Raw genomic sequence first — 8,166 nt, 5'->3', positions numbered from 1 at the left:
TGCCAAGGCTGCCTATCTCGCCTGGAAGTCTGCGGTGCTGAGCGCCGTCGAGCAGGTCGAGAACGCATTGTCGGCAGTGCGCCGCGATGCGCAGACGGTTCAGGCCCTGCGTGCCCAGGTGAAGACCACCCAGGAATCGCTTGAGCTCTCGACCGCCAGCTACAAGGACGGCGCGTCCTCGCTGCTCGACGTTCTCGATGCCCAGCGCAACGTCTCGACGGCCCAGGCAAGCCTGGCCGCCGCCGTCCAGCAGATGGCCAAGGACTACGTCTCGCTCAACGTCGCCGTCGGCGGCGGCTATGCGCCCGATGGCGCAAAGCCGAGTGCCGTCGCGAAGGTGCAGACGGTTGCGGTGAAGAAGTAATCACCGCTGAACGATCCAGAAGAAGCCCCGCTCTGCGGGGCTTTTTTTATGTCCGCAACATCTAATACAGTGCGGAAAACGCCAGTTACGCTAAGATTCGATTCGACAACGCCGCATGCTTCCTGTAGAGCCTGATTAAACGATTAATCAAACGCACGGTAAACCATGGCTTCGTCACGCCCGGGACCGAACTTGAGCAGGATAGCAACGTCGCTCGGCGTCTCCGTCGCGACCGTTTCGAACGCGCTTTCGGGTAAGGGCCGTGTCTCCGAGCAGCTGGCGGAAAAGATCCGCGAGCATGCCGCCGAGCTTGGTTATATCCCCAGCCAGGCAGGCCGGGCACTGCGCACCGGCCGCAGCGGCGTCCTCGGCCTCGTGCTTCCGGATATTGCCAATCCGCTCTTCCCGAAAATCGCCCAGGCGATCGAATTCGCCGCCAAGTCCGCTGATTACGGCGTGCTCATCGCCGACTCGCGCGGTGACGTGACGGCACAGACCGAGGCGATCAACCGGCTGATCGAGCGCGGCGTCGACGGCATGGTCGTCGTCCCCCGCCGCGCCACCCGCATCTCCGCTTCCAGCTGCCCCGTCGCCGTCATCGACACAGCCTCGACACCGGGCAACACTGTCGCGGCCGATCACTGGCAGGGCGGCCAGCAGATCGCCGCCCATCTGGCGGGGCTTGGCCACAAGCGCATCCTGATCATCGGCAACAATCCGGAATCGAACGTCCAGAACGATCGCGCCGGCGGCATTCGCTCCGGGCTCGCCAAGGGCATGAGCTCGGAAATGCTCTGGATCGAACGGCTCGAACAGACGGCCGGTGCCGGCTGCCGGCTGGGCCTCGCCAGGAAGGCTGCCGAAGGCTTTACCGCCTTCGCCGCCCTCTCCGATCTGCAGGCCCTTCGAGCACTGACCGAGCTGCAGCAGGAAGGTATCAATGTGCCTGCCGATGTCAGCGTCACCGGCTTCGACGACCTGATCTGGTCACCGGTCGTCACCCCGGCGCTGACCACGGCACGGATGGACATGGACAGGATCGCCGAGATCGCCATCTCGGCGCTGCTGAAGACCATTCTGGAAAGCGGCACCCGGGAGGGTGTCATCGTCACTGCGGAGACCGATCGCGTACCCATGCAATTGATCGTCCGCCAATCCTCCGGGCCAGCCCGCCCGGCAAAAGAAAACCTGACAGATGGAGAACTCGCGACATGAAATCCCTCATCGCATCGGTAGCGCTCTTGGCGCTCTCCCCGCTGGCGGCAGCCGCGCAGGACCGGACGCTGACCATTTCCGTCTATGCCTTCGCACAGGACGACTTCAAGACGATCGTCTACGATCCTTTCGAAGCGAAATGCGGCTGCAAGCTCGTCGTCGAAACCGGCAATAGCGTCGAGCGCATCGCCAAGATGGAAGCGAACAAGGCGAACCCCGTCATAGACATGGCCGTCGTCTCGATGGCCGACGCGCTCTCGGCCTCCCGCAAGGATCTGATCGACAAGATCGACACCTCCAAGCTCGCGAATTTCGACAAGCTCTATGACGTCGCCAAGGATCCGAACGGCGACGGCATGAGCGTCGGCTACACCTTCTACGCCACCTCGATCGCCTACCGCTCCGACAAGATGAAGATCGAGTCCTGGGCTGATCTGCTGAAGCCTGAATATGTCGGCCACGTCGCTTTCCCGAACGTCACCACCAATCAGGGACCGCCGGCACTCTTCATGCTCGGCAAGGCGATCGGCAAGGATACGCCTGACCTTAAGGGCGCGATCGCGGCCGTCGGCGAAAAGAAGGACGATATCGTCACTTTCTATGAAAAGTCCTCTCAGCTCGTGCAGCTGATGCAGCAGGAAGAGATCTGGGCTGCCCCGATCGGCCGCTTCTCTTGGGCCGGCTTCACCAAGCTCGACGTGCCCGTTGCCTGGGCAACCCCGAAGGAAGGCCAGACCGGCGGCATGAACGTCATGGTTCTCACCAAGGGCTCGAAGAACCAGGATCTCGCCCTGCAATTCATGGATTTCTGGCTCTCCACCGACATTCAGACCCAGCTTGCCGAAAAGCTCGTCGACAGCCCCGCCAACAAGGAGGTCAAGCTCTCCGAGGCCGCTGCCAACAACCTCACCTATGGCGAAGACACCGCCAAGAGCCTGAAGCTCATCCCCTCTGCCGTGGCTCTCGATAATCGCGATGCCTGGCTGAAGGAATGGAACAGCACGGTCGGCCAGTAAGCCACAAATAACATCCGGTCCCGGCAAGCCCGGGACCGCTTCTTAGCCGCCCGAAAGGCTCCCGATGTTTCAGAACCGAGCAGAAGCTTTGGCGCTTGCGCTGCCGGCCGCAATCTTTGCGGCCGTGGTCTTCCTGCTGCCCGTCGCCATTCTGCTCTCCGAAGGTTTTCGCGCTGACGGCGCATGGACTCTCTCGGCCTACACCGACTTCTTCTCCGAGCAGCTGAACCGCACCGTCTTTCTGCGCACCTTCCGGCTCGGCCTCGAAGTCACCGCCGTTTCGGCCGTCATCGGCTATGCCGCGGCCTTTGCCATCGTCAACCTGCCGCCCAAGGGCAAGGGCCGGATGATCGGCCTGGTGACGCTGCCGCTGATGATCTCGCCGGTGGCCCGAACCTACGCCTGGATCGTCATCCTCGGCCGCACCGGCATCATCAACCAGGCGATCACCGGTCTCGGCTTCAGCGACGAGCCGCTGCGGCTGCTCTTCACCGAAACCGCGGTCTTCATCGGCCTGCTGCAGCTTTTCCTGCCGCTGATGATCCTGTCACTGATCAGCGCCCTTGAAAACATGCCGAAGGATGCGATCCCGGCCGCCCGGGTGCTCGGCGCAAACTGGTTCCAGGTGTTCTGGAAGGTCATTCTGCCGCTCACCAAGGAGGGTCTCGTGGTCGGCGGCACGCTGGTCTTCACCGGCTCGCTGACCGCCTATATCACCCCCGCCGTGCTCGGCGGCTCCAAGGTACTGATGCTGGAAACCCTGCTCTACCAGCAGGTCTCCGTTTCCAACAATTTCGTCTCGGCCAGCGTCATCGCCTTCATGCTGATCGTCATGAGCTTTGCCGCCAACATCCTGCTGAAACGTCTGGCGACCGCGAGGAACAAGCGATGACCGCACGCCTCTTCCCGCCCATCGTTCTGATCCTGCTGCTGACCTTCCTGATCGGCCCGTTCCTGATCATCATCGCCGCATCGCTCTCGGCCGGCGATACGCTGGCCTTCCCGCCACAGGGCCTGTCGCTGAAATGGGTCGCCAAGGTCTTCACCATCGATAGCTTCCGCGAGAGCTTCGGCATGTCGATGTTCCTCGCCGTTTTCGGCACGCTCTCGGCGCTCATCCTCGGCATTCCCGCCGCCTATGCGCTGTCGCGCTACAAGCTGCCCTTCGCCGAAACCATCCGCACCATCGTTTCCCTGCCGATCATCGTTCCCGGCATCATCGTCGGCCTGGCGCTGCTGCGCTATCTGGTCGTGCCCTTTGGCTTCAACATCACGCTGGCGCTATTCTTCGCCCACACCGCGCTGGTGCTGCCCTATGCCGTGCGCGTCGTCTCGGCGAGCCTCAACAACCTGCGCTCCGATATCGAGGAAGCCGCCGTTCTCCTGGGCTCATCGCGATCCGGCGCCTTCTTCCGGGTGGTGATGCCGAATATCCGCGGCGGCATTCTCGCGGCCTTCATCCTCGGCTTCGTCACCAGCTTCAATCAGGTGCCAGTCTCGCTGTTCCTTTCCGGCCCCGGTGTCCGCACCCTGCCGATCGACATGCTGGGCTACATGGAAACCACCTACGATCCGTCGATCGCAGCCCTCTCCTCGCTGCTCGCCTTCCTTTCCATCGGCATCGTCTTTCTTGCCGAACGCTTCCTGGGATTCTCGCGTTATGTCTGATGCCTATCTTCAACTCGACAAGCTGACGCTGGCCTACGGCGATACGGTCGCGGTGAAGGACCTCGACCTCACGATCGAAAAGGGCGAGCTCGTCGCCCTGCTCGGCCCCTCCGGCTGCGGCAAGACGACGACGATGCGCTCGATCGCCGGCCTGCTGACGCCCGCCTCCGGCCGCATCAATCTCGATGGCGACGACATCACCCGCGTCTCGGCCAACAAGCGCAATGTCGGCCTCGTCTTCCAGTCCTACGCCCTTTTCCCGCATCTGACCGTCTACGAAAACGTCGCCTTCGGCCTACGCCTCAAGGGCATATCCGGCCAGGATCTCGACAAGCGGGTCACCTCGGGCATCAAGTCGGTCGGCCTCGCAAACTTCGCTTCCCGCAAGCCCGCCGAACTCTCCGGCGGCCAGCAGCAGCGCGTGGCGCTCGCCCGCTCGATGGTGATGGAGCCGAAGGTGCTGCTGCTCGACGAGCCGCTCTCCAACCTCGACGCCCGCCTGCGGCTGGAAATGCGCGCCGAGCTGCAGCGCGTCCAGAAGGAGACCGGCGTAACGATGATCTTCGTCACCCATGATCAGGTCGAGGCGCTGGCGCTCGCCGACCGCATTGTCGTGATGCTGAACGGCGGCATCGAGCAGATCGGCACGCCCGAAGACATCTACAATCGCCCCGTCTCGGCCTTCGTCGCCGATTTCGTCGGCTTCGAGAACGTCTTCAAACTCGAAGGCGGCAAGCTCGTCACGCAAAACGGCCCGATCGATTTGCCGGCCCCTGCGCCTCAGGCTGCAGGGCTGGCCTGGCGGCCGCGCACGGTCATCCTTGGTTCCGGTCCTTTCCAGGGAACCGTGCGCGGCACCTCCTTTGCCGGGAATACCCGGGAATACCTGCTCGACACGCCGCTCGGGCCGATCAAGGCGGAGGTCGATGCAGGCCTGCCCGCCCATGCGATCGGCACCGCCCTCTCCTTCGACCTTCCGCTTGCTGCAGCCGCAAGCCTTTCGCGCTTCGGGTGACATGATGGGAATTTGGATCGATACGGACATGGGCTTCGACGACATCGCCGCAATTCTGGTGGTGAAGCAGTCGGGGCTTGTAATCGACGGCGTCTCGCTGGTCTTCGGCAACACGCCGCTGCCGCAGGTAAAAGTGAACGCATCAGGCGCCGCCCATGCCTTCGGCTGGACCTTCCCGATCCACAGCGGCCGTGCCAATCCGGTGCTCGGCAAGATCGAAACAGCTCAAGCCATCCTCGGCGACACAGGCATCCCGACGGCGGGCCGCACGCTGCCGCAAGGCCCGGCGCTGCCCGATAGCGATGCGTTCACCGCACTCTGCCGCTGGCTCGAAACAGATGGACCGCATCGCATCCTGGCCTTGGGACCGCTGACCAATATCGCAGCCCTAGCGCTCGCCCGTCCCGATCTCGCTGCCCGCATCACCGAACTCACCTGGATGGGCGGCGGTGTCACCATCGGCAATCACACGGCCTCAGCAGAGTTCAACGCGCTCGCCGACCCGGAAGCGCTGGCGATCGTCATCAGCCACGGCCTGCCGCTGAAGATGGTCGATCTCGATCTCTGCCGCAAAGTCCTGGCCAGGCCCGACGATATCGGCCCGATCCGTTCAGCCGGTGGCACCAATGCCGAACTGATCGCCGACATGCTCGCGGGTTACGTCAATATCGGCATCAGCCGCGGCCGCGCCGCCATGGCGATCTACGACCCCTCTGCCGCCGTCGCCTTCGTGGCCCCTGATCTGGTCAACTTCCGCGCCGCCCGCATCGATGTCGAACTCGCCGGCCAGTTCACCCGCGGCCGCACCGTCGTCGAGACGCGCGCAACCCATGCCGCGCCCAATGCCGAATTTGCTGTCGAGATCGATGCCGAGGCCGCCCGCGCGATGATCCTCGGCGCGCTCGAAAGCGAGGCCCGCAAATGACCCATTCGTTGCGCCAGGAACCGGCCGATCTCAACGATCCCCAATTGCGCGCCCGCGCCGTGGCCGCCGCCCGCGGCCACCTGCCCTTCGACATTCTCATAACGGGCGGCAAGCTGCTCGATGCCGTCACCGGCCTGATCCGCGAGGCGGATATCGGCCTGACCGGCCCGCTGATATCGAGCGTGCACGCTCCGAAAAGCCGCAGCGATGCCGCCGAAATCATCGACGCATCTGGCACCATCATCACCCCCGGCCTGATCGACACCCATATGCATGTCGAAAGCTCGATGGTGACACCGGCCGAATATGCCCGGGCCGTGCTGCCGCGGGGCGTCACCACGATCCTCTGGGATCCGCATGAGTTCGGCAATGTCCACGGCCTCGACGGCGTGCGCTGGGCGATCGAGGCATCCGCCGGTCTGCCGCTCCGCATGATCCTGCTCGCCCCATCCTGTGTGCCCTCGGCACCCGGCCTGGAGCGCGCCGGGGCTGATTTCGACGCTTCCGTCATCACCGAGATGCTGCGCTTGCCTGCGATCGGCGGCGTCGCCGAGGTCATGAACATGCGCGGCGTCATCGACGGCGACCCGCGCATGACCGAGATCGTCAATGCCGGTCTGGCATCCGGAAAGCTCGTCTGCGGCCATGCCCGCGGGCTGGAGGGCGCCGATCTCAACGCCTTCATGGCCGCAGGCATCACCTCCGACCACGAACTGACCTCCGGTGCCGACCTGTTGCAGAAGCTGGCTGCCGGCATGACCATCGAGCTGCGCGGCTCACACGATCACCTGCTCGCCGAATTCGTCGAAGCCTTGAACACCATCGGCCATCTGCCGCCGACGGTGACGCTCTGCACCGACGATGTTTTCCCCGATGAACTGCTTGATGGTGGCGGCCTCGACGACGTGATCCGCCGCCTGGTGCGCTACGGCATGCGCCCAGAATGGGCGCTGCGCGCCGCTACGTTCAATGCCGCCCAGCGGCTGAAACGCAGCGATCTCGGCCTGATCGCCGCCGGGCGCCGCGCCGATATCGTGCTCTTCGAGGATCTGACCGATTTCAGGGCGCGGCGGGTGATCGCCAGCGGCCTTACCATTGCCCGCGATGGCACCATGACCGCGGCGCTGAAGCCGCTTGAAACCGCACCCCTCACCAATTCCGTCAAGCTCACTCCCTGCCGCGAAGGCGACTTCAAGGTTCGTTCCGAGGGGACGCGCGTGCGCGTTGCCACCATCGACCGTCCGCGCTTCACCCAATGGGCCGAAGCTGAAACGTCAGTCGAAAACGGCTTCGTGGTCCCGCCGTCAGGCAGCACGATGATCTCGGTCGCCCACCGCCACGGACTGGCGGATGGCCACCCGCGCACCGGTTTTCTGACGGGCTGGGGAGAATGGCGCGGCGCCTTCTGCACCACCGTCTCGCATGACAGCCACAACCTGACGGTCTTCGGCGGCAACACCGGGGATATGGTGGCGGCGGCGAATGCGGTGATCGCAGCAGGCGGCGGCATGGCCGTCGCGAAGGATGGCGTCATCCTGGCGCTGCTGCCTCTGGCGCTATCAGGCCTCGTCAGCGAAGCCTCGCTCGCCGAGACGGCACAAGCCTTCCGCGACATCCGTCAGGCGATGGAAGAGATCGTCACCTGGCAGCCGCCCTACCTCGTCTTCAAGGCCTGCTTTGGCGCGACGCTCGCCTGCAATATCGGTCCGCATCAGACGGATATGGGGATTGCCGATGTGCTGACGGGGACGGTGCTGGAGACGCCGGTGCTGGAGATATTGTCCTAAGGATCGCTTGGAGGGCGTGGCCCCCTCATCCGCCCTTCGGGCACCTTCTCCCCTTTGGGGAGAAGGGAGGTGTGGCAATGCCTCGCCTATATCCTGGGGGCACAACAAAGCGAGTTCCCTTCTCCCCAGCGGGGAGAAGGTGGCCCGAAGGGCCGGATGAGGGGGCCACGCCCACT

Annotated in this window: 8 protein-coding genes and 1 pseudogene; 8 read left to right on the top strand and 1 reads right to left on the bottom strand. The window is 64.1% G+C overall.

Features of this window, described 5'->3' with window-relative positions:
* The 8 genes from AC1DJO_RS26065 to AC1DJO_RS26030 all read left to right on the top strand — a co-directional run.
* On the top strand, positions 1-364 hold a 364-nt coding region (locus AC1DJO_RS26065), incomplete at its 5' end, for a TolC family protein (protein ID WP_477973690.1).
* Between the two features lie 165 nt (positions 365-529).
* Complete coding sequence (locus AC1DJO_RS26060; RefSeq protein ID WP_112517975.1) at positions 530-1,579, top strand: LacI family DNA-binding transcriptional regulator; 1,050 nt, start codon at positions 530-532, stop codon at positions 1,577-1,579.
* The gene (locus tag AC1DJO_RS26055) at positions 1,576-2,595 is read left to right on the top strand and encodes an ABC transporter substrate-binding protein (RefSeq protein ID WP_477973688.1); all 1,020 of its coding nucleotides are present in this window, start codon (positions 1,576-1,578) and stop codon (positions 2,593-2,595) included. The genes AC1DJO_RS26060 and AC1DJO_RS26055 overlap by 4 nt, the downstream gene beginning before the upstream one ends.
* Positions 2,596-2,659: 64 nt before the next feature.
* On the top strand, positions 2,660-3,487 hold the full coding sequence (locus tag AC1DJO_RS26050) for an ABC transporter permease (RefSeq protein WP_112385400.1): 828 nt from the start codon (positions 2,660-2,662) through the stop codon (positions 3,485-3,487).
* A complete protein-coding gene (locus tag AC1DJO_RS26045; protein WP_477973686.1) occupies positions 3,484-4,263 on the top strand; it encodes an ABC transporter permease in 780 nt (259 codons plus the stop codon). Before AC1DJO_RS26050 ends, AC1DJO_RS26045 begins: the two co-directional genes overlap by 4 nt.
* Positions 4,256-5,278, top strand: coding sequence for an ABC transporter ATP-binding protein (locus AC1DJO_RS26040; RefSeq protein WP_477973684.1), 1,023 nt, complete (start codon positions 4,256-4,258; stop codon positions 5,276-5,278). Before AC1DJO_RS26045 ends, AC1DJO_RS26040 begins: the two co-directional genes overlap by 8 nt.
* 4 nt (positions 5,279-5,282) lie before the next feature.
* A complete protein-coding gene (locus AC1DJO_RS26035) occupies positions 5,283-6,203 on the top strand; it encodes a nucleoside hydrolase (protein WP_477973682.1) in 921 nt (306 codons plus the stop codon).
* Positions 6,200-7,990: an adenine deaminase gene (locus AC1DJO_RS26030; RefSeq protein ID WP_477973680.1), complete on the top strand. Its 1,791-nt coding sequence runs from the start codon at positions 6,200-6,202 to the stop codon at positions 7,988-7,990. Before AC1DJO_RS26035 ends, AC1DJO_RS26030 begins: the two co-directional genes overlap by 4 nt.
* On the opposite strand, the pseudogene AC1DJO_RS26025 reads toward AC1DJO_RS26030, so the two are convergent.
* A pseudogene (locus AC1DJO_RS26025) lies at positions 7,964-8,165 on the bottom strand (hypothetical protein); the annotation flags it as partial. The gene AC1DJO_RS26030 and the pseudogene AC1DJO_RS26025 overlap by 27 nt on opposite strands.
* Position 8,166: the final 1 nt, after the last annotated feature.

The organism is Rhizobium sp. 05N430, from assembly GCF_056396985.1.
The sequence above is the reverse complement of the archived record's forward strand: the minus strand, read 5'-3'. Positions and strand labels throughout refer to the sequence as shown.

Coding starts and splice junctions, on each gene's coding strand:
- AC1DJO_RS26060 (WP_112517975.1), top strand. CDS start 530: ATGGCTTCGTCACGCCCGGGACCGAACTTGAGCAGGATAGCAACGTCG.
- AC1DJO_RS26055 (WP_477973688.1), top strand. CDS start 1,576: ATGAAATCCCTCATCGCATCGGTAGCGCTCTTGGCGCTCTCCCCGCTG.
- AC1DJO_RS26050 (WP_112385400.1), top strand. CDS start 2,660: ATGTTTCAGAACCGAGCAGAAGCTTTGGCGCTTGCGCTGCCGGCCGCA.
- AC1DJO_RS26045 (WP_477973686.1), top strand. CDS start 3,484: ATGACCGCACGCCTCTTCCCGCCCATCGTTCTGATCCTGCTGCTGACC.
- AC1DJO_RS26040 (WP_477973684.1), top strand. CDS start 4,256: ATGTCTGATGCCTATCTTCAACTCGACAAGCTGACGCTGGCCTACGGC.
- AC1DJO_RS26035 (WP_477973682.1), top strand. CDS start 5,283: ATGGGAATTTGGATCGATACGGACATGGGCTTCGACGACATCGCCGCA.
- AC1DJO_RS26030 (WP_477973680.1), top strand. CDS start 6,200: ATGACCCATTCGTTGCGCCAGGAACCGGCCGATCTCAACGATCCCCAA.